25 protein-coding genes, 1 tRNA gene and 2 pseudogenes are annotated in these 25,808 nt (G+C 66.6%); 15 read left to right on the top strand and 13 right to left on the bottom strand.

Annotation, left to right across the window (positions count from 1 at the left end):
* Positions 1 to 67: 67 nt before the first annotated feature.
* A pseudogene (locus AFER_RS09760) lies at positions 68 to 1,335 on the top strand (IS3 family transposase).
* A gap of 245 nt (positions 1,336 to 1,580) precedes the next feature.
* Here AFER_RS09760 and AFER_RS13020 read toward each other — a convergent pair.
* From AFER_RS13020 to AFER_RS09735, 7 genes are all read right to left on the bottom strand, one after another.
* Positions 1,581 to 1,781, bottom strand: coding sequence for a transposase (locus AFER_RS13020; RefSeq protein WP_083769402.1), 201 nt, complete (start codon positions 1,779 to 1,781; stop codon positions 1,581 to 1,583).
* 163 nt (positions 1,782 to 1,944) lie between these two features.
* The gene (locus AFER_RS11805) at positions 1,945 to 3,321 is read right to left on the bottom strand and encodes an SIR2 family protein (RefSeq protein ID WP_171788993.1); all 1,377 of its coding nucleotides are present in this window, start codon (positions 3,319 to 3,321) and stop codon (positions 1,945 to 1,947) included.
* A 541-nt stretch (positions 3,322 to 3,862) separates the two neighbouring features.
* Positions 3,863 to 5,599 carry a spore germination YkwD domain-containing protein gene (locus AFER_RS09755; protein WP_015799275.1) on the bottom strand — a complete coding sequence of 579 codons (1,737 nt, stop codon included), beginning with the start codon at positions 5,597 to 5,599 and terminating at the stop codon, positions 3,863 to 3,865.
* A gap of 453 nt (positions 5,600 to 6,052) precedes the next feature.
* The gene (locus tag AFER_RS09750; RefSeq protein ID WP_015799274.1) at positions 6,053 to 7,033 is read right to left on the bottom strand and encodes a rod shape-determining protein; all 981 of its coding nucleotides are present in this window, start codon (positions 7,031 to 7,033) and stop codon (positions 6,053 to 6,055) included.
* Positions 7,030 to 7,236 carry a hypothetical protein gene (locus AFER_RS09745; RefSeq protein ID WP_015799273.1) on the bottom strand — a complete coding sequence of 69 codons (207 nt, stop codon included), beginning with the start codon at positions 7,234 to 7,236 and terminating at the stop codon, positions 7,030 to 7,032. Before AFER_RS09745 ends, AFER_RS09750 begins: the two co-directional genes overlap by 4 nt.
* Complete coding sequence (locus AFER_RS09740; RefSeq protein WP_049755480.1) at positions 7,233 to 7,730, bottom strand: molybdenum cofactor biosynthesis protein MoaE; 498 nt, start codon at positions 7,728 to 7,730, stop codon at positions 7,233 to 7,235. The genes AFER_RS09745 and AFER_RS09740 overlap by 4 nt, the downstream gene beginning before the upstream one ends.
* A 153-nt stretch (positions 7,731 to 7,883) precedes the next feature.
* Positions 7,884 to 8,582, bottom strand: coding sequence for a hypothetical protein (locus AFER_RS09735; RefSeq protein WP_015799271.1), 699 nt, complete (start codon positions 8,580 to 8,582; stop codon positions 7,884 to 7,886).
* A 94-nt stretch (positions 8,583 to 8,676) separates the two neighbouring features.
* On the opposite strand from AFER_RS09735, the gene AFER_RS09730 reads away from it, so the two are divergent.
* Genes AFER_RS09730 through AFER_RS09710 form a run of 5 tightly spaced genes read left to right on the top strand, consistent with a single transcriptional unit; the run spans position 8,677 to position 13,926 of the window.
* Positions 8,677 to 9,855 (top strand): zinc-dependent metalloprotease, encoded by a 1,179-nt coding sequence (locus tag AFER_RS09730; protein WP_015799270.1) that lies wholly within the window; start codon positions 8,677 to 8,679, stop codon positions 9,853 to 9,855.
* Between the two features lie 36 nt (positions 9,856 to 9,891).
* Positions 9,892 to 11,115: an NADP-dependent isocitrate dehydrogenase gene (icd, locus tag AFER_RS09725; protein WP_015799269.1), complete on the top strand. Its 1,224-nt coding sequence runs from the start codon at positions 9,892 to 9,894 to the stop codon at positions 11,113 to 11,115.
* Between the two features lie 13 nt (positions 11,116 to 11,128).
* On the top strand, positions 11,129 to 12,118 hold the full coding sequence (locus AFER_RS09720) for a malate dehydrogenase (protein WP_015799268.1): 990 nt from the start codon (positions 11,129 to 11,131) through the stop codon (positions 12,116 to 12,118).
* A 39-nt stretch (positions 12,119 to 12,157) separates the two neighbouring features.
* Positions 12,158 to 13,108 carry a daunorubicin resistance protein DrrA family ABC transporter ATP-binding protein gene (locus AFER_RS09715; RefSeq protein WP_015799267.1) on the top strand — a complete coding sequence of 317 codons (951 nt, stop codon included), beginning with the start codon at positions 12,158 to 12,160 and terminating at the stop codon, positions 13,106 to 13,108.
* Positions 13,105 to 13,926 (top strand): ABC transporter permease, encoded by an 822-nt coding sequence (locus tag AFER_RS09710; RefSeq protein WP_015799266.1) that lies wholly within the window; start codon positions 13,105 to 13,107, stop codon positions 13,924 to 13,926. The genes AFER_RS09715 and AFER_RS09710 overlap by 4 nt, the downstream gene beginning before the upstream one ends.
* On the opposite strand, the gene AFER_RS09705 is transcribed toward AFER_RS09710, so the two are convergent.
* From AFER_RS09705 to AFER_RS09690, 4 genes are all read right to left on the bottom strand, one after another.
* Complete coding sequence (locus AFER_RS09705; RefSeq protein ID WP_015799265.1) at positions 13,923 to 14,252, bottom strand: hypothetical protein; 330 nt, start codon at positions 14,250 to 14,252, stop codon at positions 13,923 to 13,925. The genes AFER_RS09710 and AFER_RS09705 overlap by 4 nt on opposite strands.
* Before the next feature lie 76 nt (positions 14,253 to 14,328).
* The gene (locus AFER_RS09700; protein ID WP_015799264.1) at positions 14,329 to 14,784 is read right to left on the bottom strand and encodes a MarR family winged helix-turn-helix transcriptional regulator; all 456 of its coding nucleotides are present in this window, start codon (positions 14,782 to 14,784) and stop codon (positions 14,329 to 14,331) included.
* Positions 14,759 to 15,154, bottom strand: a complete 396-nt coding sequence (locus AFER_RS09695; RefSeq protein WP_015799263.1) for a carboxymuconolactone decarboxylase family protein — start codon at positions 15,152 to 15,154, stop codon at positions 14,759 to 14,761. The genes AFER_RS09700 and AFER_RS09695 overlap by 26 nt, the downstream gene beginning before the upstream one ends.
* Positions 15,151 to 15,816: a class II aldolase/adducin family protein gene (locus AFER_RS09690; RefSeq protein ID WP_015799262.1), complete on the bottom strand. Its 666-nt coding sequence runs from the start codon at positions 15,814 to 15,816 to the stop codon at positions 15,151 to 15,153. Before AFER_RS09690 ends, AFER_RS09695 begins: the two co-directional genes overlap by 4 nt.
* Before the next feature lie 78 nt (positions 15,817 to 15,894).
* Between AFER_RS09690 and AFER_RS09685 the strand changes: the two genes are divergently transcribed.
* The 6 genes from AFER_RS09685 (at position 15,895) to AFER_RS09665 (ending at position 23,541) form a co-directional block, all read left to right on the top strand.
* Positions 15,895 to 16,917, top strand: a complete 1,023-nt coding sequence (locus tag AFER_RS09685; RefSeq protein WP_015799261.1) for a S16 family serine protease — start codon at positions 15,895 to 15,897, stop codon at positions 16,915 to 16,917.
* Positions 16,918 to 16,925: 8 nt separating this feature from the next.
* Positions 16,926 to 19,376 carry a structural protein gene (locus AFER_RS09680; RefSeq protein WP_015799260.1) on the top strand — a complete coding sequence of 817 codons (2,451 nt, stop codon included), beginning with the start codon at positions 16,926 to 16,928 and terminating at the stop codon, positions 19,374 to 19,376.
* Between the two features lie 12 nt (positions 19,377 to 19,388).
* Positions 19,389 to 22,238 carry a UPF0182 family membrane protein gene (locus tag AFER_RS09675; protein WP_015799259.1) on the top strand — a complete coding sequence of 950 codons (2,850 nt, stop codon included), beginning with the start codon at positions 19,389 to 19,391 and terminating at the stop codon, positions 22,236 to 22,238.
* A 29-nt stretch (positions 22,239 to 22,267) separates the two neighbouring features.
* Positions 22,268 to 22,341: transfer RNA gene (locus AFER_RS09670), tRNA-Met, on the top strand.
* Positions 22,342 to 22,585: 244 nt separating this feature from the next.
* Entirely contained in the window at positions 22,586 to 23,026 is a 441-nt protein-coding gene (locus AFER_RS13015; RefSeq protein ID WP_083769398.1) for a 3-keto-5-aminohexanoate cleavage protein, read from the top strand.
* 194 nt (positions 23,027 to 23,220) lie between these two features.
* Positions 23,221 to 23,541, top strand: coding sequence for a single-stranded DNA-binding protein (locus AFER_RS09665; protein WP_049755476.1), 321 nt, complete (start codon positions 23,221 to 23,223; stop codon positions 23,539 to 23,541).
* A gap of 54 nt (positions 23,542 to 23,595) precedes the next feature.
* On the opposite strand, the gene AFER_RS09660 is transcribed toward AFER_RS09665, so the two are convergent.
* Complete coding sequence (locus AFER_RS09660; protein ID WP_280956814.1) at positions 23,596 to 24,027, bottom strand: putative toxin-antitoxin system toxin component, PIN family; 432 nt, start codon at positions 24,025 to 24,027, stop codon at positions 23,596 to 23,598.
* On the bottom strand, positions 24,020 to 24,304 hold the full coding sequence (locus AFER_RS09655) for a ribbon-helix-helix domain-containing protein (protein WP_041661823.1): 285 nt from the start codon (positions 24,302 to 24,304) through the stop codon (positions 24,020 to 24,022). The genes AFER_RS09660 and AFER_RS09655 overlap by 8 nt, the downstream gene beginning before the upstream one ends.
* 196 nt (positions 24,305 to 24,500) lie before the next feature.
* Here AFER_RS09655 and AFER_RS12120 point away from each other — a divergent pair, with 196 nt between their 5' ends.
* The 3 genes and pseudogenes from AFER_RS12120 to AFER_RS09645 all read left to right on the top strand — a co-directional run bounded on the left by AFER_RS12120 (position 24,501) and on the right by AFER_RS09645 (position 25,703).
* On the top strand, positions 24,501 to 24,737 hold the full coding sequence (locus AFER_RS12120; RefSeq protein ID WP_041661822.1) for a hypothetical protein: 237 nt from the start codon (positions 24,501 to 24,503) through the stop codon (positions 24,735 to 24,737).
* Positions 24,727 to 24,831 (top strand): annotated as a pseudogene (locus AFER_RS13010) (hypothetical protein); the annotation flags it as partial. The gene AFER_RS12120 and the pseudogene AFER_RS13010, both read left to right, overlap by 11 nt.
* A gap of 17 nt (positions 24,832 to 24,848) precedes the next feature.
* Positions 24,849 to 25,703, top strand: coding sequence for a PaeR7I family type II restriction endonuclease (locus tag AFER_RS09645; protein ID WP_425358546.1), 855 nt, complete (start codon positions 24,849 to 24,851; stop codon positions 25,701 to 25,703).
* Positions 25,704 to 25,808: the final 105 nt, after the last annotated feature.

Genomic DNA, 25,808 nt, shown 5'->3' with positions numbered 1-25,808 from the left:
GGTAGTACAACCTGAATCACCCCGGCTTTGATGCACACTTCCATTGGAGAGAAGGGAAGGATAGATCATGGCCAGCAGATGGGACCAGCAGACGAAGGAACAGGCGATCCGCCTCGTGCTCGAGCACCGCAGCGAGTATCCGAGTCAATGGGCAGCGATCGAGGCAGTGTCCGGACGGCTCCCCATGGCACCAGAGACGCTGCGCACGTAGCTCTACCAGTACCGAGTCAACGCAGGCGAGCGGCCGGGCATCACCACCGACCACAGCCGAGATCCGAGCGCTCGAAGCGCACGAACGCGCTGAACTCGAGCGCTCGGATCGAGATCTTGAAGGCAGCGACAACGTTCTTCGCGCGGGCGAGGATCCGCACCAGCGGTGATCTGCGACTTCATCACGCAGCACCGACGGGCCTACGGGGTCGCTCCGATTGTCCGAGCGCTCGAGAGCGCACGCACAGTGCGATCGCTCCCAGGACCTACGACGCCCACCTTGGCCGAGCCCCGTCGCGCCGTTGCCTCTGAGAGAGCGCCATCAGCGAGATCCTTGCCGGCATCTATGAGCCCGACGCTAAAGGTCGCCGTCCGCCGGAGTCGCTCTTAGGGGCGACCAAGGTGTGGGCCTCTCTGCGCCGCCAGGGGATCCCGGTTGCCCGCTGCACGCTGCAACGGCTCGCGCGCGCTGATGGCTGGTGCGGGGTGCGACAGGTGCACGGCAACGCACGACATGCGAGACCCCAAGGCCGAGATCGCCCCGGACCTCGTCAACCGGGACTTCCGACGGGAGCGACCCGACGAGCTGTGCGTGGCGGACTTCACCGACGTCCGGCTCACGGGCGGCGTGCCACCACGGCCTTCGTGATCGACGCCTTCGCCGGCACCATCGTGGGGTGGGCCTGCTCCTGTCGCCACGACACCCGACTCGTCGAGCGTGCCCTGCGCATGGCCGAGGGCCGACAAGCACGCGAGGGGCACCCCCTCACCGGGAGCACGATCCATCACTCGGATGCAGGCTCTGCCGCGACGGCCGTGCATGTTGGTGAATCGCTCCTGTTGGCAGGCATGGTGGCCTCGATCGGCTCCGTCGGGGACGCCTACGACACTGCGCTCGCCGAGACCACGATCGGTCTCTCCACAACCGTGTGCGTGCGGCCTGGCCCACCCTTTGCGCGCGGGCCTCTTACCAGCCTCACGGACCTTGAGGAGGAGACCAGAGCCTCGGTGAACTGGTACAACACGCGCAGGCTCATGCACCGGCTGGGGCGCGGTCCACCCATTGAGGTCGAGCAGGAGTACTATGGCCGCCTAGCGGCCGAGTCCGAGACCGTTCACACGTAACGAAGTGTGCACGAAACCCGGGGCGGTTCAACCAGGGGGGAGACCCCGATGACTCGTGCTGGCGCCGCCACGGAGAAGCCATTGGTCTCCTAGCGGGAGATCTGAGTGGTAACGGCCCACTGTCCCCCTCATTCACCGAGTGAGACATCGCTCGCTTCGCCGGCTCGCATTCCATGGTGAGCTGTGTGACCTGCCGACTCAGCAGTGTCAACTCCTCGCGCTCCGCGCTTGTTAGGCCCTCTCGCTCACCTCGGTGGATGCGTTCTAGGCGCACGTGAGTTACCAGGGGTCTGCTCGTTCACGCCGAGTTCGCGAGCGACCTCAGCGATGGTTCGGTGCTGGTCGAGGACCAACGCTGCGGCGTCCCTACGGAACTGGCTCGGGTAACGGCCCCGTCGTCGTCGAGCTGGTCCGTCGCCCGGTGGTGGGCTCGGTGTCTGGCTCATCCCTTCCTCCTATAGCAGGTCTCAACCTGGAGGGGGGAGGCCAGTGAGCCCGAAGTCGCCACGTTACGGCTCCTTGACTCGGCTTCGGGGGTCGGTCACATGCGTCAGCAGCGATATAAAGGCGCCGTCATTGAGCCGTTATGGATTTGTTTGGGATCGGTAATTAAGCTTGTCGAGGCAGGCTATCGAGTTCGCTCCTTAAGCGGCCAATCCCAATGTCTGGGTCGTGAAACCCAGTGTTCATTGCTATATCCCTTACTGCATCAATGACGATATCCAGCTTTGCTGCGCCTGTTAGGGGTTCAGCTGGCCTAAACTTAGAGGACACTGCTCGAGCGTCGCGACCTCCAACTCCCAGAAGAGAGAAGTCGACGTGGTGAGCGAGACCCATACTCGGTTCGTCAGGCTTGCCCAGATATTCTAGGTGGAATTCCACTGTATCAATCATTGCCATCCCACCTGTAGCACTGCTAAGTGCATCGGTTAGAATTCGAATCGCAGCGTCGAGCTGGTCCAACCAAATGATCGCGAGCTCTCCTAAAGCAAGCTTTCGCTGTCGATTGGAGCGGTCCTTGAGATCGCCTATGCCGATGTCTATGATTGCGCTGCCCTGTTGCTCAGGGCGCCCGGGCCCAAGATAAACGCGACACCGCGCCGAACAAGTACAGTAGTCACTCTTCGGAGCGTCAAGTTCGAAGTAAACAGAATCTCGATCTAGCTGGTCAGTCTTCGAAAGGTGCCATTCCATTTGTTGATTCAGCATGTCGACCGGAAGCCCAGAATTTAGCTGGCCGACAGTAACAAGACTGGCAATGTCATACGCGGCCCGCGCGGCGGCAAGTTCGGTCCGGATCGCTCTTCTTTCTGGAGTGTCAATGTATCCCCACATTTCGGCGGCATCGACATAACCGACTCCCTGCTGCGAGGCTGGCATGAGTGTGACGGCAGTGCGAATCCACAACTTGCCGCTTTGGGTGCTTGGCGATGAAACTGGACTCCAATTACTACTAATGGTGAATACTCGGCCGCCTCGTAAGGCTCTTATAGGCCTGGCACGTGTGTATGCTAGTTGACTGAGACGCTCCAGTCCTGTGGCTAGCCGGCCGAAGAAGTCGTCAGCTCCGTGTGAGTCAATCCTGTAAGCACCACGCTGATCAAGCAACCGCTGTGCCTCGTCATGTAGCTGACCATGATGTGCGACCCAGTACATAGGGTAGAGGCGTGCGCTGTTGCTCTCAATCAGCTTTCGCAACCCTTCATCCCACCGACCCGACCACCCAACAACCACGAGCCCATATTCTTGCAAAACTCGCTTTATTAGGGTCGTAAATGGTCGCGTGTAGTGAGACAGTGCCATTCTCGTATTTTTCATGTAAAGATCGGCATAGTCGCCATTGAGTTTAATTACTGTGACGGCACCGCGCACAAGGGGTTGCATTCCCTTGACATTGTTGTGATCGACCACATGGAATCGGACGGCCTGCTCAGTTAGTGCGTCCTCGATCAGGCGATCGAAGTTGGTAGTCATGATCACCTGCACGTGTCCAATCGAACATAGCTTGGCCAAGTGCCTGTGGGCGTCGGAAGGCGAGCTTGAGATGAAGAGTTTCTCGAGGCGTTGCTGGCGGCCTCCTCTTGTGGGTTCGAGTCGCTCCAGGACTGAGCTGTATTCCGCGTCAGATTCGAAAGTGCGCTGCCACCATTCGGTTGGTGTTAGACCAAGCGCGCGCACATCGGTACTGGTTGCTGACGCATACTGCGCTATTAGCTGGTCTAGGATTTCCCACGCGCTTGGCTGTCTGGCTCCGGTCGACACCCCGCTTCCGATGAGGAAGGCGTAGAGCCGAGGCGAGTCGTATATCGATGCCGTGAGGGCTCCTAAGGGATCGATGCCCGGGCTCGGTGTTTGCACTAGGTCAGCTCGTTTCGGTTCGTGATGTACCATTCGGTTCGTGATGTACCATTCCTGGTATCCGAATGATACTCGTCATGTCTCTGGTAATCCGGACTTGCTGGAGGTCCTGCGATTGACGGCGGCCAGCGAGTCGCCGTCGCCTTTGAGTTCGAAAGCTGGGCTTGGCCTACGGCTGCGGATCGGCTCCGGCTTGGACGGCCTCGGACCAGGTGTAGGTGTAGGTTAGGCCCGAGACGGACGCTGCTGGGACGAATCCGACCACCATGGTGTCCGATTCGAAGGGGGAGCCACTCGCACCCAGTGTGCTCTCGGGGATGCTCGCGGCTCCCATCACGCCGACGGCGCCTTGGGGAACGGTGATCAAGATGTTGGCACGGTGCCCCCAGCACCCGGGTGCCGTTGCGGATGTGCAGTCGATGTTCGAGGTCGCGGCCTGGGATCCGCCCCAACCGTCGTTGTACATCCAATCGAACATGCTCGCCGCTGGCGCATAGTCGCCTGCCCAGTTGCTCCCCGCGTCCGGAAGCCATGGCCACGACTGCGTGAACGCAAAGCCGGGGTCGCTGTTGGACTGGGCACCGGCGGTCGCGTCGGCGTTCAAGGTGCCTGCCAGCCCATAGAGCGCCGGGAGGCCTCGCTGGATCCGTTCCTCGTTCACGAGCACGAAGAGCTGCTCGGCGTTCGTGAGCGCGTAGAAGTTGGACGGGAGCGACAGCGGCGGGAGGCCCTCGTCGCTGTGGGCTTGATCGATGGCGGCGATGGCGTCTTGATCACAGGCGGTCGACCCAACCGTTCCGCTCGCGAGGAACTGCTCGAAGCAGGCCGCGTCGAAGGTTGGGGCCAGGTTCGTGCTGGGGTTGGCGAGGGCGTTCTGGACGGTCGGTGTCAGGCCGATAGTCGAGGTGTCCCCGTCGAACGGTGCCGATCCGAAGGCGAAGATGGAGCCGCTCGCGCTGGTCATCCAGTACCCGGTGTCCCCGGGGGCCTCGGCCGCCCCCACGATGGCGCCAGGGAGCGGGTGTGACCCCCCAAGTCCCGTGTAGCCCATCGAGTAGGTGGTGCCGTCGAAGCTCGCGTCCCCGAAGGTGAACACCCCGCCGTCGGCCGCGACCAAGGTGTAGCCGGCACCGGTAGGGCTCGGGTCGATCCCGACGACGGGAGCTGCGAGCGGACGAGACCCACCGAGTCCCGTGAGCCCCAAGGTGTAGGTGTTGCCGTAGAAGCCAGCATCTCCGAAGCTGAACACCCCGCCGTCGGCCGCCACCAGCCAATAGCCCTTGCCGTCGGGGGTTGTGGCCATCCCGACGACCGGGGCTGCGAGCGGACGAGAGCCACCGAGACCGGTGAGCCCCAAGGTGTAGGTGTTGCCGTAGAAGCCGGCGTCTCCGAAGCTGAAGACGCCCCCGTCCTTGGCCACCAGCCAATAGCCCTTGCCGTCGGGGGTGGGCACGATCCCGACGATGGGAGCAGCGAGCGGACGAGACCCACCGAGTCCCGTGAGCCCCAAGGTGTAGGTGTTGCCGTAGAAGCCAGCATCTCCGAAGCTGAACACCCCGCCGTCGGCCGCCACCAGCCAATAGCCCTTGCCGTCGGGGGTTGCGGCCATCCCGACGATGGGAGCTGCGAGCGGACGTGACCCACCGAGACCCGTGAGTCCCAAGGTGTAGGTGTTGCCATCGAAGGGCGCGCCGCCGAAGTTGAAGATGCCGCCGTCGGCGCCGACCTCCCAGTAGCCTTGGCCGCTTGGGTCGGCGGCCACCCCGACGATGGGGGCTGCGAGCGCTGCTCGGGTCTGCGGCCGGGGTGCAGCTGGCGTGCGGTAGGCGACTTCCGGAGTGGCCACGATGCCGAGCGCGAGCGCGGCGCTGGCGACGACTGTTGCTACCCATCCGTGGCGACGCATAGCTCCTCCTTGATCGCCGGTTCCAGGGCCCGTGCGACCCGTCATCGGTGCGTACAGGAGGAGTATCGACCACTGAGAGAAGAAACTTCACGGAGAGTGAGAACGTACGATCGATCCGCCGGGCCATCGGCGTGGACTTACCGACCGAGCGACCTGTCACCTCTGGCGAGGGCGACGTGGTGCATGCCGGGCGAGCCGTCGGCTCCGGTGGGTCGCTGGGCGGCTCGGCCCTTCGGGTCGAATCCACCGGGTCGGCGTGTCGTGCGACTCGTCGCTGCCGAGCATTGCGCAGATGGGCTCACCGACGCGAGCACGCGGGGCTCGTCGGTGCGCCGGACCTTGGACCGCGGGGACTCGGCGCGAGAGCGGTGCAGCGGCGTCAGCACCGTGCGACGGGGTCTTGCAAGCAGGGCACTTGGCAGCGTGCCGAGGTGCGTGCGTCAGGTGCGCCCCTTAGGAGGGCGCGGGCGAACGACGCCGAGGGAGTCGCGCGCTGGTGCGTAGACCCCGAAGCACGGCGTCCAGTGGCTCGTCAGCGACCGTCACGGGGATCTTGAGCGCGTTCGCCAGACGTGCGGCGAGGCCCGGTACGTAGCTGCCGCCCCCAGCGAGGACGAGGCCCCGTTCGGCGATGTCGGCGACGAGCTGGGCATGCGCCCGCGCGAGCGCGGTGTTGGCGAGCTGTTCGATCGAGCGCAGCGTCGGAGTCATCGCGGCGACCAGCGCACTCGCATCGACGATGACGTTGGTACTCTCTGCGTCGGTTCGGCGTCGTCCCCAGATGCGGGCACGGGCGCTCTGGGTGGGGCGAGACACATCGCACAGTTGGGTGAGCACCTCGGAGGCGGTCTCGTCGCTGATGGCGAGCTCGTGATTGCTCCAGAGGTACTCTCTGATGGCCCTTCGCAGATCGCGAACACCGTCCTTGCTCGCAGCACTCGCGCAAAGGCTGCCCATCGCCGCGATGCCTGCTTCGGTGTAGGCTTCCCCGACCACCATGGCGAACGAGCCGAACTCTGGATCGGCGCCGACGGCGCGCAGTACGCTCAGTGACGGCGGTACGAGCGTCACGGCGGACGCACCGAGGCGGTCGATGAGGCGCGCAGCCATGCGGCGCTCGACGCTCGTGGCGAGTTCGCTCATCGACATGACGACTTCGCCGTGCCCGAGGGAGCGGAGGCCGACCTCGCGTAGCGTGCGCTTGAGGAAGCCGGCGAGCACCTGCGGGCCGACCGGGACGCCAGCGTCGACGACGTGCACCAGCGACGTGCGACCGCCCTCACGCAATACCACGGCGCGTGCTGCGCTGCCAACGGCGATGACGTCGCCTCGCTCGACGTCGATGGCCGCAAGGCTCTCCAGCGCGTGCGGCGGCTCGGCACCGATCGCGAGGCGCGTCGTCGCCGTACCGAGATCGAGGGCGATACGGCTCACTCGGGTGCACCCCGAGATCCACGCTCACGGAGGGGGCGCTCCCTCGCGTCGAGGGTGGTGCGGCGCTCGAGCGCCTGACGGGCGTGCTCGAACGTGGAGACGCTCGAGCGCACGTCATGGGGACGGTGCTCGCGCATGCTGGAGACGACCGCGACGATGACCACGAGCGCGATGGGGATGGCGATGTAGAGCAGCTCGATCATGACGTCACATCCTTCTGTGTGGGGAAGTCTTCGAGGGGCGTGGCGCTCGGGGCCCATCGTGCGCCGACCTCGGTGAGTTCCTGCTTGACGAGGGGAACCGCCACCTTCACGGCGTCGATGACGAAGCGTGCCGCGTCGAAGGCGAGGTCGCGATGGGCGGCGGCTGCGGCGACGACGACGGCGGGCTCGCCGAGCGGCACGCGTCCGAGACGATGGTGGACCGCGAGCGCTTGGAGCTCGGGAGCGTCGCTGAAGGCACGTGCTGCGATCGCATCGAGGCGTGCGGCGGCGAGTTCGAGGGCGACCTCGTAGTGCAGGGCGATGATACCGCTGAGGCCCTCGCCCTGATCGCGCACCGTGCCAGCGAAGGTGACCACCGCGCCCACGGAGGGCCGCCGGCAGAACGTCGCGACCGCGGCTTCATCGATGGGAGCGCCCTCAAGGCGAAGCCACGTGGTGGCTGTCGTCGACTCCCACGACCCGCTTACCACCATGCCTCCTCGCACCTCTGGCCCCATTGCCCGGTGGATGACGCACCTCGTCGTCGACTCGCGGGTTGTCGCGCGACGACTCGACCGAGGTGTGCTTCCAGGCTAGATGCCCGAGGCTGCACAGCTTGCGAGCAGCGCCGGATTCTGCGCGAACACTCAGCGAGCAAGGGCGGCTACCAACCGAGACGAGTCGGCGAGCGCGAGATCGCGTCCGGGGAAGACCTCCGTGGGAACTCCGAGGGTCTCGGCGAGGGTACGGGCCTCCGTGTCGTCGGCGTCGACGAGCGCGCGCACCGCGACGGTGCTCGTCGACGCCGGGACCCGGAGCGCGTCGCGAACCGAGGGTGCCACCTCGGTGCGCCAGTGCTCGAGCGGTCGCGGGTCGGCCGAGATCCAGGCGCGGGTCGCGTCGTGCCACGGCGACGAGGCATGCTCCGTCGCGAAGGGGTCGAGCCGTGCGGGCGGAGGCCCGAGACGTGGAGCGACGAGCACCATCTCACTCAGGAGCTCCGGCACGAGGGCGAGGATGTCGAGTGCGGCGATGCACGCACTGTGGTGGCTGACGAGTCGCCTGGGGCCCGGGAGCGCCTCGAGGATCGCTGCGAGTTCGTCCGCGGCGAGGTTGCGCCCGATGCGGCCGATCGCATCGGGCGGAAGGTGACGCGAGCGCCCGTTGCCGATCGGGTCGTAGGTGGCTGCACCCAGCTGGTCGATCACCGGGACGAGGTAGTCATGGGTCGCGCCGGGCTCGACGATCACCACCCACGTCGCCGTCGGGCTCCAGCGGTACCAGGTGACCAGCCGGGCGTCGTGGCCGACGCGCACCGTAGCCTCGAGGTGGCTCACCTGGTCCATCGTAGGACTCCTCGTCCGCTTCCCGGGGCGAATAGGGTGGGGTGCTGCGTGGGTGCCACGACATTGGGTGCGGCAGGCACGTCGAGGAGGAGCGATGGCGAGCGATGAGGAGCCCCAGAACCCGTTCGAGTTCCTACTGCGGGACCTCGCGCGTGCCATGAGCGCCCAGGGGTCGGATCCGTCACGGGTGCGCGACGAGTTTGCCCAGCTCGCGCTCTCCGGAGCCGACGCGCTCGGCGCCACGGAACGCGCGCCGTTCGAGGAGCTCGGTCCGATCGCGTCTCGTTACCTTCCCGAGTCGGCGCTCGCGGTGCGTGTCGTGGGCGAGGTCGAGATCGGCGTGCGCACCCTCCACCCACGCGACCTGTACACCGAGCTCGTCGGTGAGCTGCGCGAGTACCTCGTGTTGTTCGAGCGTGCTCTCGGTGGCACGGTCGTCACCGAGCCCCAGTTCACCGACGCGATGGATCCCGAGATGGGGCGCTTGTTCGCGACCCTCGCAGCCCAAGCTGGTCCGATGATGGTCAATGCACAGCTCGGCTCGGTCCTTGGGCACTTCGCGATGGCGTCGCTGTCGGGGACGGAGCTCGTACTGCCACGATCCCTCCACGCTGGCGCGACGGTCGCGCCAGCGGCGATCGGACGAGTCGCCGCCGAACTCGGGGCACCCGCCGCGGAGGTCGGCCTCTGGGTGGTGCTCGAGGATGCGGTCCGCGGACCGCTCATCGCCTCGCCGAACGTCGCCGACCGTCTCGACGTCGAGCTGCGGTTGTTCCTCCTCGACCTGCGTGCTGATGCCGAGGCGATGGGTCGTAGGCTCCTCGAGCGCGGGGGCATCGCAGGACTCGGTGAGCTCGGAGGCTTCGGGCTCGAGGGCCTCTTCGAGGCCGAGGAGAGCCCGGCACGCCAAGCCAACCTTCGCGAACTCGCGACGACCGCCAGCTTCGTGCTGGGCGTCGCGCGAGCGGCGCTGGAGGAGCTACGGCCCCGCCTCTTTGGGCGTGCGGGCTGGATCGAGAGCCTGGCGGATCGGCGCGAGCAGGAGCCGGCGACGCTGGCGCTCGCGAACCTGTTCGGCATGGACCTCGCGGCGGTGGAGGCCGCGAGTCAGCGCTTCGCCGGCCAGCTGTTGGTGCGGGAGGATCGAGCCGAGCTCGTCGGCGCCGCGCTGGCGGACCCCGACGCCTTCCCGAACGCCGACGAGCTTGCCGACGTGGAGCGCTGGGCGGATCGTCTTGCACGTGGCGGCTCGAGGCAGGATCCGGAGGCCTGACTGGGGCGCTTTGAGACGGTGGGATAGGATGAGCCCGTGGCAACTCCGGTGCGCATGGGAGCCGACGGTCGGCTGATCGTCGGCGATGAGGTCATCATCCCCTACATCGAGGGCGATGGAACCGGGGTGGACATCTGGCCCGCCGCGAGGACGGTCTTCGATGCGGCACTCGCGGCCCATGGGCGTCGCGTCGAGTGGCGCGAGGTGCTCGCTGGCGAGAAGGCCTTCCGCGAGACCGGGTCGTGGCTGCCGGACGAGACGCTGTCGGTGTTTCGTGAGTATCTCGTCGGGATCAAGGGCCCGCTCACGACCCCGGTCGGTGGCGGCATCCGTTCGCTGAACGTCGCCCTGCGTCAGCTGCTCGATCTCTACGTCTGCCTGCGGCCCGTGCGCTGGTTCGAGGGCGTGCCGTCGCCGGTGCGCCATCCGGAGTGGGTGGACATGGTGATCTTTCGCGAGAACACCGAGGACGTCTACGCTGGCCTCGAGGTCCAGGCTGGTTCGGAGGAGGCCCGTGCGCTGCGCGAGTTCCTCGCCGAGCGCTTCGGGTGGGAGCTCGGCGCCGATGCAGGGATCGGGATCAAGCCCGTGTCGGCCCATGGGTCCAAGCGGCTCATCCGAGCTGCCATTCGCTACGCCCTCGATCACCACCGCCGCTCGGTGACGCTCGTCCACAAGGGCAACATCCAGAAGTTCACCGAGGGTGCGTTCCGTGCGTGGGGGTACGAGCTCGTGCGTGAGGAGTTCGCGGACGTCGCCGTTGGCTGGGACGACTGTGGTGGTGATCCCGGCGACAAGCTGCTCGTCAAGGATGCGATCGCCGACAACGCCTTCCAGCAGGTGCTCACGCGGCCTCGGGACTACGACGTCATCGCGACGACGAACCTGAACGGCGATTACCTCTCGGACGCGCTGGCCGCCCAGGTCGGAGGCATCGGCATCGCACCGGGCGGCAACATCAACTACGTCACCGGTCACGGGATCTTCGAGGCGACCCATGGTACGGCCCCGAAGTATGCCGGCAAGGACATGGTGAATCCGGGTTCGGTCATCCTGTCCGGCGTGCTGATGTTCGAGTACCTGGGCTGGAATGACGTCGCCGACGCCATCGTCGATGCGCTCGAGCGGACCATCGCCGAGGGCATCGTGACCTACGACTTCGCACGGTTGCGCGATGGCGCGACCAAGGTCTCGACCAGCGAGTTCGGCCACGCCGTCGCGGAGCGCATTCGTCGGGGGGACGAGAAGACGGGGGGATGATGGAAGGAGCACCATGACCACACCCGTTCGTGTCGCCGTCACCGGCGCCGCTGGTCAGATCGCCTATTCGCTGCTGTTCCGGCTGGCTGCGGGCGACGTCTTCGGGCCCGAAACGCCCATCGAGCTGTCGCTCATCGAGATCGAGCCGGCGATGGCAGCTCTCGAGGGCGTTGCGATGGAGCTCGACGACTGTGCGTTCCCGTTGCTCCGTCGGATGGAACTCACCACCGATCTCGCACGTGGTTTCGACGGCGTGAACTGGGCCCTGCTCATCGGCTCGGTGCCGCGCAAGGCTGGCATGGAGCGCCGCGACCTCCTCGGCGTCAACGGTGCGATCTTTCGTCCTCAGGGTCGAGCGCTCGCCGAGCACGCGGCCTCTGATGTCCGGGTGCTCGTGGTGGGCAACCCGTGCAACACGAACGCGCTGATCGCACGCGAGAACGCCCGAGAGATCCCCGCGGAGCGGTGGTTCTCGATGACGAGGCTCGATCAGAACCGAGCTCGTACCCAACTCGCGCAGCGAGCAGGCGTTGCGCTCGACGAGGTGCGCACGGTCGCGATCTGGGGCAACCACTCCGCAACCCAGGTGCCCGACTACTGGCACGCGCGTATCGGGGGCAAGCCGGCCACCGAAGTGATCGACGACGCGGCATGGTTCGACGAGCACTTCATCCCGACGGTCCAGCAGCGGGGGGCGGCCATCATCAAGGCGCGTGGTGCCTCGAGCGCCGCGAGCGCAGCCAACGCCGTGATCGACTCGGTTCGCTCGGTGATCCATCCGAGCGCAGCCGACGACTGGGAAGCGCTCGGTGTGGTGTCCGCCGGTGAGTACGGCATCCCCGAGGGGCTCTTCTTCGGTTTCCCGGTCCGCTCCGACGGTGAGCGGGTACACGTCGTGGAGGGACTCGATGTGCCAGAACCGCTCGCGGCTCGGATCGCCGTGACGCGCGACGAGCTGATCGCCGAGCGAGCCGAGATCGGCGATCTGCTGCCGTCACACTGAGCGACGCGCCAGATCTCGACAGCGAGTAGGTTGACCGGGATGGAACCACTCGCCATCGAGGCGCACGACCTCACGAAGCGCTTCGGCGATCTCGTCGCGCTCGCCGGCGTCAGCTTGAGCGTCGCCCACGGCGAGGTGTTCGGTCTCCTCGGACCCAACGGTGCGGGCAAGACGACGCTGGTACGCATCCTCACGACGGTGCTCGTCCCCGACGGCGGACGTGCCATCGTCGCGGGCGCCGATCTCATTGGCGAGCCGGACGTCGTTCGTCGCCGCATCGGGCTTGCTGGCCAGTTCGCTGCGGTCGACCCACGCCTGAGCGCTCGTGAGAATCTCGAGATGGTCGGTCGGCTCTGCCACCTCGGTCGGCGTCGAGCCAGGGAGCGTGCGGGGTCGCTGCTCGAGGCCTTCGGTCTCGCAGGGGCCGCAGACCGCCCCCTGCGGACCTACTCGGGCGGCATGCGCCGTCGGCTCGACCTTGCCGCAGCACTGGTCGCTGAGCCGCCGGTGCTGTTCCTCGACGAGCCCACGACCGGCCTCGACCCGGAGAGTCGCCTCGCGCTCTGGGCGATCGTGGCGGATCTCGCAGCGAGCGGGACCACCGTGCTGCTCACCACGCAGTACCTGGAGGAGGCCGATCGACTGGCGGAGCGACTCGTCATCGTCGACCACGGCCGCATCGTGGCCGAGGGAACGCCAGCCTCCCTGAAGGCTCGCCTCGGGGCGACGGTGGTCGAGGTGCGGCTCGCCGCGGAGCCGCCGCCCATGGTCGTCGAGGCGCTGCGGGCGGCCGGGTTTCCCGATCCGCGCGTCGATGGCCGCGTGGTCGAGCTCGGCGTCGAGAACGGTGCGCAGGCAGCGATGATCGCGCTGCGTGCGCTCGACGGCGCCGGGGTCGCGATCGAGGGCATGGTGATACGCGAACCAACGCTCGACGACGTGTTTCTCGCGATCACCAACGGGCAGCTGAGTACCGAGGGGGCGGCATGAGCAGCGCCGTGATCGCACACGAACGTGGCGGGAGCGTGATCGCCGACGCATGGGTACTCGCAGGCCGGGTGCTCCGTGGCTACCTGCGCGTCCCACAGTCGCTGTTCTTCTCGTTCATCCAGCCGGTCATGTTCGTCCTGCTGTTTCGCTACGTCTTCGGCGGGTCGCTCGGGGTGATCACGGCTCGACTCGGGGTCCCCTACGTCGACTTTTTGATGCCGGGGATCTTGGTCCAGACGATCATCTTCGGCGCAGCGGCCACCAGCGTCGGGCTCGCCGAAGACCTCGCGTCGGGCATCATGGAGCGCTTTCGCGCCCTGCCGATCTCGCGTGCTGCGGTCCTGCTGGGCCGTACGGCCGCCGACCTCGTACGCAACCTCGCGACCGCCGTCATCGTCGTCGTCGTCGGACTTGCCGTGGGATTCCGTCCGCATCATCTCGTCGGCCTCGTGGTCGGATTGGTCGTCGTGTTGGCGTTCAGCTACGCCCTGTCCTGGTTGTTCGCCATCGTGGGTCTCTACGCTCCGAGTGCGGAGGCGGCCCAGCTCATGAGCTTTCCCGTGCTCTTTCCCCTCACGTTCGTCTCGAGTGCGTTCGTCCCGATCCAGACCCTGCCGGGTTGGCTCCAGGGGTTCGCGCGCTACCAGCCGGTCTCGCTGGTCATGGACGCGGCTCGCCTCGAGATCGTCGGCTCGGGAGCCCGCGCCCTGGTCGGTGTGAGCCTCGGCGCCTCGCTCCTCGGATCGCTCGCGGTCGCCGTGGGGTTCGTCATCGTGGCGGCGCCGATCGCGATCCGTCGGTTCTCGCGGATGACCTAGCCTCGCGGCGGGCGCTCGGAGCCCTCGTGCTGGGAGCTGTCGGGTCGATCTCCCACGCGGTGGACGTGCGCCACCGCTCGGTAGGCCACCGTCCCGGTGGCCCGCACCCAGCGGATCGTGCCGACCCGAGCGAACCGTGGCCAGCGACCGGCGAGCACGGCGACGATGGCGTCGAAGCCTGCGAAGGCTCGGCCCTCATCGTCGACGTAGCGCACGGCGTCGAGTCCGGGTCGCTCGACGACGTCCATCGGGCCAGCGAGATGTTGGGCGTGCGTGCCGGCCCGAGCGCAGCGAGCGCACCCTGCGTCGATCTCGAGTCGTGCCATGGGTGCCTCCCGTCGGGTGCCGTCGTCGAGATGGTAGACGTGTCGTGTGCGCCTCGGGTACGCCAGGCCGTGCGGGTCAGCCTGGCTGCGACGGCTCGGACGTGCGCAAGGTGGCGAGGGCGCGATGGAGCCACGCCACCGTCTGGTCGAAGCCTGGGTCGAGGAGCGTGGCCAGCTCGTGCTCGAACTCGGCCGCGGCCGCGGTCAGCGAGGCGGCCAGGTCCAGGCCTCGTGGGGTGAGCACGAGCGCGTGAGCGCGCCGATCGTTGGGTCTCGGCTCGCGACACACGAGGCCACGTTCCTCGAGAGGTTCGAGCGTGCGCGACAGGTTGATCGGCTCTGCTTCGATCTGTCGCGCGAGCTCCCGCAGCGACAGTCCTGGGGCGCTCGCGAGGGCACGAAGCGCCGCAGCCTGCGGTGGCGTGACGTCGTAGGCACGAATCCGCTCCGCCCAGCGCGAACGGATGTGTCGGTGGACTGCTCCGAGCAGCCAGCCCGCGCCGAGTTCAGGGTGTGTCGGACTCGTCGACATGATCGAGTGCTGCGAGCACGCGCATCCCGAGCGCATAGGCGGGGACGCCGGCCGTGATGAGCGCAGTCTCGACGACGCCCACGAGATCGGCCATCGTTGCGCCGTGGCGAACCGCGGTGCGGGCGTGCAGCGCCGCAGGGCCCTCCTCGCCGAGCACGAGGAGCTGGCCGAAGTGGACGAGCTGCTGCAGGCGCGGCCCGAGCGGATTGTCGTAGATCGCGGCGGCTCGGAGGGCCTCTGCGGCCTCCAGGGTCGCCTCTCGACCAACGAGACGCGCCACCCGCGCCCGCTCCTCGAACGACGCGGGGACCGAGCCGAAGAACCGCAGATACCCGTCACGAATCGACGAGAAGCGGTCGGACGTGCTCACCGTACCCTCGCCATCGAGGCTTGGACCTTGGCGAGCGCATCGGCGGGAAAGTCCTTGGCGCCACCGAGGGCTGCCGCGAAGCGCTCCTCCGTCGCCGCTTCCTCGAGGGCGACGATGAGGCGAGCCACCGCCGTTGGTGCGGCACCGAGAGCCAGCAACCCGTGATTGGCGAGGAGCACCGCCTGACTCTCTGGGGCGTTCCGCAGTGCTTCGACGATCCCGCCCACCGACTCGTGTGATCCGCGAGGCGCCCAGGGCGCTACGGGAACCGCGACCGCCTGGCCGAACCGAAGCATGGGCTCGGAGCGAATGGGCAGCGGCTCATGGGCATAGGCGAAGGCCGTGAGGTTCGGTGAATGGGTGTGGATGATCGCACCGAGCTCGGGGCGAAGCCGGTAGACCTGTGTGTGCATCTCGATGATCTCGGCGTTCTCCGGCGCGATCGCCCCTTCGCGAACGGTGCCGTCGAGTCCGACGACGGCCAGCGTCGAAGGATCGAGGTTGCGGATCGATCCCGACGAGGTCATGAGGATCGTGTCGTCGCCGATGCGGCAGGAGAGATTGCCGTGACCGGAGCGCGACATCACCTCCGCCTCGAACAGCAGTGCGCTCGCCGCCACGAGTTCTGACGCGGCTTCGGCGCGAGAAAGCCATGTTGTCATGAGAGCCTCCTTCGGTCTGCTCATGAGTGTAATCATCATTACAGATTGGTTCGGCCTCGGAACTCGTAGGCTCCCCTCGTGCGTCAGAGGAGGATGAGCGACGCCGTCGTTGCCGGGGCGAAGCTGTGGGTCGTCGGATGGCTGCTCCTCCTGCTCGGGTGGGGGGTGTTCGGACGCATCGGTGAGGTGGCCCTTGCGCCGGGTGCGACCGTGGCGATCGCGCCGCTCGTGCGCGTGGCGGGGCGGCCGCCCGCCACGCTGGACATCGCGAGCGCGACCACGACCGCGCGACCGCTCTCGCCACTTGGTTGGCTGATCGCAAGCTTCGACCCCGCCGAATCGGTGGTCCCCGAGATCGTGGGGGCACGTTCTGGCGATCCAGCCGTGCTCAGCGCATCGCAGCAGTCGGAGATCGCTGCGCTGGTCGCGGCCTGTCGAGCAGTCGGCGTTCGGGTCGAGTCGATGGAGGGCCAGGTGGTGCGTGGTGTGCTCCCGACGTCTCCGCTCCGGGGTGTCGTGCACGCTGGCGATCTCGTGGTCGGGGTCGACGGCGTTCCCGTGCCGACGCCAGCAGCGTTCGCCAGCGCCGTCGCCGCGGCCGTCACCCACACGCGTGTGACCTTGTCGTTGGTGCGTTCGACGGCCTCAGGACTCTCGCGGTTCGTCTCGTCGGTGACGGTGCCCTCGGTCGCCGGGGAACTCGGACTCGTGACCTCACCTGCGACCGCCGCCATCACGCCGGTGCATCTCGAGCTGCGCCTGCCCGACGCCGACACGGCGTCGTCAGGGCTGGCGGTGGGCCTGGCGATCGCCGACGAACTTCGTCCTGCGCTGCTCGCCCGCGCCCCGCGCCAGCCGATCGCCGCGCTCGCCGGGATCGATCCGAGCGGGGCACTCGTGGCCGTGTCCGGACTTCGCCAGCGTCTCCTCGCGGCTAGAGTTGCCGGCATCCAGACGGTCATCGTCGCAACATCGCAAATCGTGCAGGCGAGGGCCGACGCGGCGGGGAGAATGCGCGTGCTTGCAGCTGCCACCTTGCGTGGAGCCCTCCAGCTCCTCGACCGGCTCCGGCCGGAGGCGGCGGCGCACAGCGCTCGGTAGGAGGAGCGATGTGGCGCTCGGGAGATGAGCCAGACGAAGAGTTCCCGGTCGTGCGGCGCGGTTTCGACCGTGACCGCGTTCGGTCGACGCTCTCAGAACTTCGCGACGAGGTCGCCCGCCTGCGCGATGCGCTGGAGGAGTCTCGTCGCGAGGGAGCCAAGCGCGAACTCGAGCGCGACGAGGCGCGAGCCGAGGCACTCAAGGTCAAGAACGAGCTCGACGGCGCGCTCCAAGACCCCGACCGCGCTGCCCAGCTCGTCGGTCGCGAAGCTGCCGACGTCTTGCGGAGCGCGACCGAGGCCGCCGCAGCACTGCGTCGTCGGGCAGAAGCCCAGGCTGCCGACCTCCTCGAGCGTGCACGACGCGAGGCGCAGCGCATCGAAGACGAGGCACGTCATGCGGCCGAGGCCGCCCTCGGCGAGGCGCGGCAGGCTGCGGAGGCCTACCTCGAGCAGGTTCGCGCTCAGGCGAGTGAGCTCACGCGAATGGCGGATCGGACTGCCCAGACCACCGTGGAGAGCGCGAAGCAAGAGGGGCGATCGCTGGTGCTGCGCGCCAACGAGCACGCCCGTAAGCTCCTCGCCGACGCCGAGGCCAAGGTGGCCGAGCGGCGCGAAGAACTTGCGAATCTCGACCTCACTCGCCTTTCGCTGCGCCAGCTGCTCGAGCAGGTGCGAACGGTTGCGACAGAGGCGCTGGTCCAGGTCGACGCGGTGGAGCGGCGAACGCGGCGTCATGGGGTTGATGCAGAGCCGTCGGTCGTCGAACGGCGTGAGATCGCCGGACCGAGTAGCGCAGTCGCGGAGCCTCCGAGTCCTCCGAGCGACGGGGCCGAGACCACCACGCCGATCGATCCGTCGACGGACGTCGCAGACACGCGCGAGCGTTCGTCCTCCGACCTGAGCGAGGTCGCCGAGCGTCTCGCGCGACCGGACCTCGATCTTGCCGAGGTGACGTCGCTCATTCGGATGATCGCCGACGAGGCCCACGACGCGACGAGCACCGCCTCCGATGCCGACCCTGTTGGTGCCCCGGCTCCTTCGGCGGCGCTCGCTGGGGAGGGTGCGCCGGCGAGTGGGGTCCGGGTCGTCGAGGGGCCATCCGGCTCACTCGCCTCGGACGTGCTCGCTCCTCGCGTTGCGACGACCGGTGAGGTCGATGCGGTGGCGACCGCCTCACGGGACGAGGGGGGGCCACGTGCGGCTCGAGCCGACGAGCACGAGGGGCCCGAGAGCGTCGAGGCGTCGCGAGACGAGGAGCCGGCCGTCTCGGTGTCAGCGGACACGGAGCTCCGGGACACCGCACTGGCTGACGGTGCACCGCACGACGAGGCACTTCTGGACACGGATCTCCCAGGTGCGACGCCATCGGACGCAACGTCACCGGACTCGGAGCCCTCGAGCGAGGCTCTCGGCGAGGGTGCACGTAAGCCGGTCGACGACTCCCCCAGCCATCGGTCGGCGGTTGCACGAGAGCGTCTCGAGCGCCTCGAGCACTTGTTCTCGAGCCTCGCGGACGCTGGTGGTGCGGTCGCCATCACTGCAGATGTCGTCACTCCCAGCGAGGCGGTGGCTGGCGCCGGCGAGGTCGTGTCCCCTGATCGGGCCCAGCGCGAGCCCTTGGCCGTGCGCGATGACGGTGACGACACGCTCGAACTTGACGAGGTCGACGAGCGTGGTGGCGACACGAACCACGACCGTGGCGAGTCCGCGGTCCTCGGCGCTGAGGCCGACGATGGCGATGCGGGGCGAGTTGGCGACGTCGAGCCCGATCGTGACGATGCCAATACGTGTCCACCATCGTTGTACCGGCGCTATCTCGAGCTCGCAGAGCCGCGCGGGGTCGATCTTGCGCGCCGGGTCAAGCGCGTCGTGGGGGACCTCATCAACGAGGTGCTTGCCGACTTGCGCCAGCGCGATCCCGAGGAGGTCACCGCTCGTCTCGTCGAGCTGCGGGCCGACCCGTCCGTGTTGCGCGCGAGCTGCGAACTCCATATCCAACGGAACGTGGCGGCTGGGGTCGAGTTCGCCGAGGGTCTCGGCGGCATCGTCGCGCCGCACCACCAGGGCACAGATGGCGTCGTCGCTGACGCACTTGCACGGCTCGTCGCTCGTCTCGACGACGAAGTGCTCGCGATGCTCGTGCGCACGATGGAGGATGGTGGCGAGCCGGAGGAGCTCGCGCAGCGGGTCGGTGCAATCCACCGCGAGCTTCGAGCCGGTCGACTCGATGAGGTTGCGCACGACGCCGCCACCGATGCCTTCTTCGCGGGCGTGCGGAGCGTCGGTGCGCCGCGAGGGTACCGCTGGCTCCTCGACCCGACGCGTCGTGCCTGCCCCGACTGCGAGGACAACGCACTCGCCGAGGTCGTCGCTGCTGACGAGGCTTTCCCAACAGGTCATGAGAGACCGCCAGCGCATCCCGGGTGCCGGTGCCTCGTTGTGCCGGTCTTCGCCTAGGCTCGTGATGGTATGCGCGTCCCCCAGGACATGACCCGGGAGCGTCGCGGACCATCACGGGCGCAGCTCATCCTCGTCGGCGTGGTCGTCATCGCGATCGTGTTGCTGCTGTCGCTCAAGGGTCTCGCCGTCTTCTTCACGGATTACCTCTGGTTCTCGAACTATCACCTCGGCGAGGTGTGGAGCGGGGTCCTGCTCGCCAAGGTCGAGCTGTGGGTCGTGTTCGCGGCGATCTACCTCGCAGGGGCGCTCACCAGCATGGTCGTCGCGCAACGCCAGGGCCTGCGCCAACCGGCCGACCACGACGACGAACTGGTGCAGCGCTATCGCGCCTTCGCCAACCGTCGTCGGTGGGTGCTGCCCGTCGTGCTCGCCGTGGTGACGACGCTCATCGTCGCCTCCCAAGCACCTGCCGAATGGAAGAACTGGCTGCTCTTCGGCCACAGCGAGTCCTTCCCGATGCGAGACCCCGAATTTCACGTCAACGTTGGGTTCTACGTCTTTCGACTCCCGTTCATCGAGTTCCTGATCTCGTGGTTCTTCCTTGCTGCGGCCTTCACGTTCGTGCTCACCGCGGTCGTCGGGTACCTGACCGGATCGATCCAGCCCCAGCGCCGAGAGCAGCGGGTCGCACCCTCGATGAAGGCCCACCTGTCGGTCCTGCTCGCAGTGATGGCCCTCATCAAGGCCATTGGTTACTACTTCCAGCGTTACCAGTTGGACTTCTCGACCAGGGGCTTCGTCGAGGGAGCGAGCTACACCGACGTCCACGCCCAGCTCCCCGCGATCAATCTGCTGATCTTCATCTCCGCGGTGGCCTGCGTCCTGTTCGTCATCAACATCTTCCGTCAGGGTTGGGTGTTGCCGGTCATCGGGCTGGGCCTGTGGGCGTTCATCTCGATCGTGCTGGGAGCGATCTATCCGGCCATCATCCAGAAGTTCGTGGTGGATCCCGCCCAGGGTCAGAAGGAGCTTCCCTACATCGCGCGCAACATCGCTGCGACGCGCTACGCCTACGACATCGCCGATGTTCCCTCAGAGCCCTATTCTGCGACCGCGAATACGAGTTCGTCGGTGGAGCAGGCGAACCTGGACTCCCTTGGCGCGGCGCGGCTCTGGGGAACCTCGACGCCCCAGCAGACCTTCGGCAAGCTCCAGGCCATTCGCTCGTACTACCAGTTCCCCTCGCTCTCGATCGAGAACGACACGATCAACGGCAAGCCCACACCGGTCATCATCGGCGTTCGAGAGCTGAACGCAGCGAACCTTCCAGCCCAGTCCTGGGTCAACCAGCATCTGCAGTTCACGCATGGTTACGGTGTCGCGCTGGCACCGGCGAACGAGATCTCGGCCGCGGGCAACCCCATCTTCTTGATCCGTGATCTTCCGCCGACCTCGTCGGGCGGTGCTCCGACGCTCACGCAGCCGCAGGTCTACTACGGCCAAGGTCTCTCGGGCTACGTGATCGCTGACAGCCGCCAAGCGGAGATCGACTACCAGCTCCCCGATGGGGCGTCGTCGGAGACCCACTACGCCGGCTCGGGCGGTGTCCGACTCTCGTCGCTGCTCGTGCGTGCGGCATTTGCGATGCGCTTCGGCGACATCAACATCCTGGTGTCGAGCCTGCTGACCACCCACTCGCGCATCATGTTCGAGCGCGATCTCCTCCAGCGCGTCGAGATGGCCATGCCGGTGTTGCACTACGGGTCGAATCCCTATCCGGTGATCGTCGACGGCCACATCGACTGGGTCATCAACGGCTACACCACCACAGCGAACTTCCCCTATTCGGAGCAGGCCAACACGCAGGCGCTGTCGTCGAGCGCACCGCTTGCCAACACGTCGTTCAACTACGTTCGCAACTCGGTGAAGGTGGTCGTGAACGCCTACACCGGTGCCATGCACTTCTATGTCACCGACCCCTCGGATCCGATCATCCAGGCCTACGAGGCGGCGTTTCCCCATGTCTTCCAGCCGGTCTCGGCGATGCCAGCCGCGATCGCGAGTCACCTCCGCTACCCGAGTGATCTCCTCGCCGTGCAGTCGGCGATGTACGGCATCTACCACGTGACGAATCCGTCGACGTTCTACTCGGGTGGCAACGCGTGGTCGCTGTCGGCACAGCCGCAGAACGGCTCGATCTCGTCGGGAAGCTCGTTCAGCTTCGGCGGCACGAGCCAAAACCTGATGAGCCCGATCTACGAGATGGCAAAGGTGCCCGGCACCTCCTCGCCGCAGCTGGCACTGATGGAGGCATTCGTGCCGTTCTCGCAGAGCGGCGGGCAGCAGAACCTGACCGGCCTGCTCTTTGGCGAGGCGTCGGCGTCCGATCCGACGCAGCTCGTGGCGTTGACGACTCCGAGTTCGGGCCAGATCGACGGCCCCGCATTGGTTGCGTCGCGCATCGTGTCTGCGACCAATGTGTCTCAGGAGATCACGCTGCTCGACCAGCACGGCTCGAACGTGTCGCTCGGGGGCCTCACGGCGCTACCGCTCGGTCAGAACCTCCTGTGGGTTCGCCCGATGTACGTCTCGAGCCAGGCGAATCCGCTGCCTGAGATCAAGGAAGTGATCGGCGTGTACGGGACGCAGGTTGCGATGGAGCCGACGTTCGCGGGTGTCCTGCGCGACATCTTCGGCGTCGTGCCGTCGGGCGTGCAGGGTTCGTCGCGCACGTCGACGACGGCTACCGTTCCGAGTTCAGCCGCCGGGCTGCTCGCCAAGGCCGATCAGCTCTACAGTGAGGCGCAAGCCGCCTTGAAGTCCGGCAACCTCGGGGCCTACCAGAGCGACATCGAGCAGATCGGTCAGATCCTGTCGGAGCTCAAGGCCGCGAGCGTGACCGGCAAGGCGGCGGGGTAGAGGGAGCGCCGCTACACTGTTCTCCACGCCGCGGGGTGGAGCAGCCAGGTAGCTCGTCGGGCTCATAACCCGAAGGTCGCAGGTTCAAATCCTGCCCCCGCCACTATGACCGCTGGTCAAGCACGCACCTCGTGCAGGGGTGCAGGTGTCTGGCCAGCGGTTTGTCATTCCGGCGCTCGTCCGAGGGGCGAGTTTCTCGGGTGGATTTCTCGGGACCTGCTCAGCGCTACGTACGCATGCCGATGCAGGGTGTGCGCAGCGCGACGTCGCCGGTGAGCTGCGGTTGCGCAGCGGCGGGCTTGCCGATGTCGCCCTCGTAGGGATCCCTGCGTGTGCATGCACAGGGCATGCGTACGCAGTGCCCTGATCAATCTCGTGTCGATCATCTTGTGCTTCTTCCGCATCTCCTTTGGGGGTGGACGGCATCACCGCCCCAGCGGAAGTTGTCACGCCCAAGGAGGATGCTCCTCCTGCAGACAAGGTGCCAGCGAGTCACCTGCTTCGGCGGTGCCTATAGTGCTCGGATGCTCGTAGCCGCGCTCAACGGCAACAGAGCGCCTGGCAGCGATCGAGCGCTGCCCTTGACGCTCCGAGAACTCGCCGCTGACGGAGTCAGCTGCGTACGTGCAGGGGCTGGTGCCCTCCACCTCCATCCGAGGTCTACAGGAGGGCACTACGCTGAGCAGCCTCGCCGACTCCATCCTGGCAGGTCAAGGCGGTGGCAGGGAGTTTCTGGACCCTTCTGGATCGTCTACGAACGCCATACGGGACGCGAGCATCCCCGATAGCAGACCCCTGCCTGTCCGCTGCAAGGCCCAAGAGCGAGAAGCCGTACCGGCTTAATGGCCAATTCCGCTCGGCAGTCTGCCCGCTTGTCACCGTGGCATCGATCCACACAACAAGAGGTGCAGCAATGCGCAGTAACACAACCACCACGATGACCGCCGCAATGGCGGCATCCCGCCAGAGCCGGGGAGAGTCCGTGAACCAGGTGACCCTCATCGGCCGCCTCATCTCATCCCCTGATCTTCGGGAGACTCCTTCCGGGAAGCACGTCACGACCGTACGGATCGCCGTGCAGGCAGGGTATCATTCGGGCTTCTTCGACGTCGTGCTCTGGGGTCAGGCGGCCGAGTTTGCGACCCGATACCTGACGAAGGGTCGGCTCGTGTACGTGGCTGGCAGGCTTAACTCACGCCAGTGGCACGCCACCGACGCCAGCACTCGACGCACTGTCGAGATCGTCGCCAACCGACTCCAAGCGCTCTCCCGGAAGAGCGCTCCAGCAGCCCCGGCGGCATAGCGCCCGGGCTCGTTCCCGGTGGGGCTCACTGAGCCCTGCCGGGGATGTCCGCCGTCAGATCGGCTGCTCCAGGTCCTCCAGGAACGCCCGGGGCGTCCTCACGACAAGTCCCGGACGCTGCACCGTGGTGAGGTCCGGGTCTCCAGACACCAGCACGTCGGCACCCGCCACCTCCGCCAGGAGGACGAGGAAGTCGTCGTCGGGATCACCGGTGATGGGATCATCCTCCTCCGGGGGATCGTCCACGACGTCTGCCAGCTCCCGGATCACCTCCACGAACCGACGCGCGTCCTCGACGCTCAGGTATCGCCGGAACTTCGGCCGCACGAGCACCGCAGAAAGCTCGTCGAGCAGCATCGGAGAGACGATGAGGCGATACCGCCCACTTGTCGCAGCAAGGAGGAGCCGGGCGCACACGCCGTCTCGTGAGGTGACCGCCGCCACGAACACATTTGTGTCGAAGACAACACGACGCAGCTCACCCACCACGCACCGATCGCGAATGACGCTCCTGACGAACCGCTCGGACCTCGTCTACTGCCTGCGCGAGCGCTGCATCCTCGTCAAGGTCGCTTGCCAAGGCCACACGCTTCAGGAGTTCCCGCAGCTCATCTCGTGCCGCATCGCCGTGGCCGCTCCGAAGATATGACCGCAGCGCATCCTCGATGACCGCGCTCTCCGACCGCTTGGAGGTGAGCGCTGCAGCCTTCGTCGCCGTGAGTACATCGGAGTCGAGGTAGACGGTCGTCTTTTTCTTTGCCATGGCTTCATGTTACCACTATGCCGTCATGACGGCACGACGGTATCTGCCGCCCTCTCTCCGTTGTGTGGGATTCGGTGCTTCCCAGGATCACACGGAGCCACACGGCCTTGGTTTGCGCCTGACTTCGCGATAGGGATCGGCCCACGAATCAAGCAGCATCCGCGGGTCTCCACGACGAGTGGAAGACCATGTTCCGATGACCGAGGAGACCCGTGGAACTGACCGGGCTGGACGCCGTGCGAAGCGGTTCCTGACCACTCTGCAGAAGTACGAGATCTTCCTCCAGCTGGTGCGCCAGGAGGTGACGGTGATCGAGGCCGCGGACCAGTGGCAGGTCGATCGCAGTGTGATCATGCGCATCCGCACGGTGGCCAAGGAGGGCGCGCTCAAGGCGCATCGTGGGCTGGTCGCTCCAGCGTCGCATGCCCGATGACCTGATGGTCGAGGCGATCTGCGGAGCACTCGGGACTCGGGGCAGCCTCGCTGGGGCGATCGTCCACAGCGATCGCGCCAACCAGTACCTCTCCCGGAAGGTTCGCCAGCTCTGCGCGACGCTCGGGCTTCGCCAGTCGGTGGGCAGGGTCGCGACCTCGCGACGACAACGCCGTGGCCGAGGCCTTCTGCGGGAGCTTGCGAGCGCGAGCTGGTGGCTCGCTACCGCTTCGCGAACCTCGACGAGGCCCGCTCTGCCATCGCTAGCTGGATTCAGCGCTACAACACCGTCCGCCTGCACTCGAGCCTCGGGTACCTACCGCCCGTCGAGTACGAGCTCATCTGGGCCCGCGAAGAGGTGGCCGTGGCCTACATTCAGACTGTCAAGCAAATGGGGGGAAGCGCAGGCACCCGGGGTGCGGTCACGGGAGGAGCGCAGATGGGTGCGCTCGAAGTGCTGCTCACGGACGTACTCGTCGATGCTGGGCTCGAGCCTGACCATGTCAGGGTCCGCACGGCGCTCGAGCTGCCCGGCTATTACCGACCGGAAAGGAAGTGGGACTTGCTGGTGGTCGTTGACGGCCAGCTCCTTGTGGCTGTGGAATTCAAGTCACAGGTCGGTCCGAGCTTCGGTAACAACTTCAACAACCGAACGGAAGAAGCCATCGGCAACGCCGAGGACATTTGGACGGCATACCGGGAAGGTCGATTCGGTAAGCATCCCGCGCCTTTCCTCGGGTACTTCTTTCTGCTGGAGGACTGTGCGAAAGTCCATGCGCCCGTTCGCAACGTGGAACCGTACTTTCCAGTTGATCCGATCTTCGCGGGTGCGTCGTATGCCAAGCGATATGAGGTGCTATGTGACCGGTTGGTGCTTGAACGCAAGTACAGCGCTGGCTGTCTGACGCTTGCCACGAATAGCAAACCCACGAAGGTCACGTTCCCATCTGAGCCGCCCCAGATGTAGGCAGCGGGCTAGAACTGACCCACGAGCAGCGGAACAAAAATGACCCACCCTCCAGGGTAGGTTGCCCTCAAGGGTCCAGAAGAAGGGGGCAACCCGATGCTGAAG

The sequence above is a fragment of the Acidimicrobium ferrooxidans DSM 10331 genome (assembly GCF_000023265.1).
GTDB classification, from domain to species: domain Bacteria; phylum Actinomycetota; class Acidimicrobiia; order Acidimicrobiales; family Acidimicrobiaceae; genus Acidimicrobium; species Acidimicrobium ferrooxidans.
Note: the sequence above shows the minus strand (reverse complement) of the source record. Positions and strands in the feature narration are given on the sequence as shown.

Coding starts and splice junctions, on each gene's coding strand:
- AFER_RS13020 (WP_083769402.1), bottom strand. CDS start 1,781: ATGAGCCAGACACCGAGCCCACCACCGGGCGACGGACCAGCTCGACGA.
- AFER_RS09755 (WP_015799275.1), bottom strand. CDS start 5,599: ATGCGTCGCCACGGATGGGTAGCAACAGTCGTCGCCAGCGCCGCGCTC.
- AFER_RS09745 (WP_015799273.1), bottom strand. CDS start 7,236: ATGATCGAGCTGCTCTACATCGCCATCCCCATCGCGCTCGTGGTCATC.
- AFER_RS09740 (WP_049755480.1), bottom strand. CDS start 7,730: ATGGTGGTAAGCGGGTCGTGGGAGTCGACGACAGCCACCACGTGGCTT.
- AFER_RS09735 (WP_015799271.1), bottom strand. CDS start 8,582: ATGGACCAGGTGAGCCACCTCGAGGCTACGGTGCGCGTCGGCCACGAC.
- AFER_RS09730 (WP_015799270.1), top strand. CDS start 8,677: ATGGCGAGCGATGAGGAGCCCCAGAACCCGTTCGAGTTCCTACTGCGG.
- AFER_RS09720 (WP_015799268.1), top strand. CDS start 11,129: ATGACCACACCCGTTCGTGTCGCCGTCACCGGCGCCGCTGGTCAGATC.
- AFER_RS09715 (WP_015799267.1), top strand. CDS start 12,158: ATGGAACCACTCGCCATCGAGGCGCACGACCTCACGAAGCGCTTCGGC.
- AFER_RS09710 (WP_015799266.1), top strand. CDS start 13,105: ATGAGCAGCGCCGTGATCGCACACGAACGTGGCGGGAGCGTGATCGCC.
- AFER_RS09705 (WP_015799265.1), bottom strand. CDS start 14,252: ATGGCACGACTCGAGATCGACGCAGGGTGCGCTCGCTGCGCTCGGGCC.
- AFER_RS09700 (WP_015799264.1), bottom strand. CDS start 14,784: ATGTCGACGAGTCCGACACACCCTGAACTCGGCGCGGGCTGGCTGCTC.
- AFER_RS09690 (WP_015799262.1), bottom strand. CDS start 15,816: ATGACAACATGGCTTTCTCGCGCCGAAGCCGCGTCAGAACTCGTGGCG.
- AFER_RS09680 (WP_015799260.1), top strand. CDS start 16,926: ATGTGGCGCTCGGGAGATGAGCCAGACGAAGAGTTCCCGGTCGTGCGG.
- AFER_RS09675 (WP_015799259.1), top strand. CDS start 19,389: ATGCGCGTCCCCCAGGACATGACCCGGGAGCGTCGCGGACCATCACGG.
- AFER_RS13015 (WP_083769398.1), top strand. CDS start 22,586: ATGCGTACGCAGTGCCCTGATCAATCTCGTGTCGATCATCTTGTGCTT.
- AFER_RS09655 (WP_041661823.1), bottom strand. CDS start 24,304: ATGGCAAAGAAAAAGACGACCGTCTACCTCGACTCCGATGTACTCACG.
- AFER_RS12120 (WP_041661822.1), top strand. CDS start 24,501: ATGACCGAGGAGACCCGTGGAACTGACCGGGCTGGACGCCGTGCGAAG.